Origin of the sequence: Mesorhizobium sp. M7A.F.Ca.CA.004.04.2.1, assembly GCF_004022825.1 — a bacterium.
In the GTDB taxonomy this organism is placed as follows: Bacteria; Pseudomonadota; Alphaproteobacteria; order Rhizobiales; family Rhizobiaceae; genus Mesorhizobium.
Map to the genome: position 1 here is coordinate 1 of NZ_RZPH01001758.1, position 494 is coordinate 494.

Consider the following 494-nt stretch of genomic DNA (forward strand, 5'->3'; position numbering starts at 1 on the left):
GGTGGAAGTGAAGATCAGCGAACCACCGCCACGCTCGATCATTGCCGGCACCTGGTATTTGGCGCCGAGAAACGCGCTGGTGAGATTGGTGTCGAGCGTCTCGCGCCAGCCTTCCAGCGGCAGGTCCGAAATCGGTCCCATCCGGCCGACGGCGCCGGCATTGTTGAAGGCGATGTCGAGCCCACCGAACTTTTCGACCGCCAGATCGACGAGGGCTTTCGCGTAGGCTTCGTCGCGGACATCGCCGGCAAGCGCGATGGCGATGCCGTCGGCGTCCGCGATTTCGGCGACAAGCGCATCGAGTTCGGCCTGGCGGCGGGCGGCAACGATGACCTTGGCGCCTTCCTCGGCAAAGAGTTTTGCCGTGGCGCGTCCGATGCCGGAACTGGCGCCGGTGACGATGGCGACCTTGTTGGCGAGTGCGAACATTTCTGCATCCTTGTTATTTGGGCCGGCTTCACTGGCAGTTGGGATGCTTGGTCGCAGATCGAGGC

1 protein-coding gene is annotated in these 494 nt (G+C 63.6%); it reads right to left on the reverse strand.

Annotation, left to right across the window (positions count from 1 at the left end; genetic code table 11):
- On the reverse strand, positions 1 to 429 hold a 429-nt coding region (locus EN893_RS37425), incomplete at its 3' end, for an SDR family NAD(P)-dependent oxidoreductase (RefSeq protein WP_128362329.1).
- Between the last annotated feature and the right edge of the window lie 65 nt (positions 430 to 494).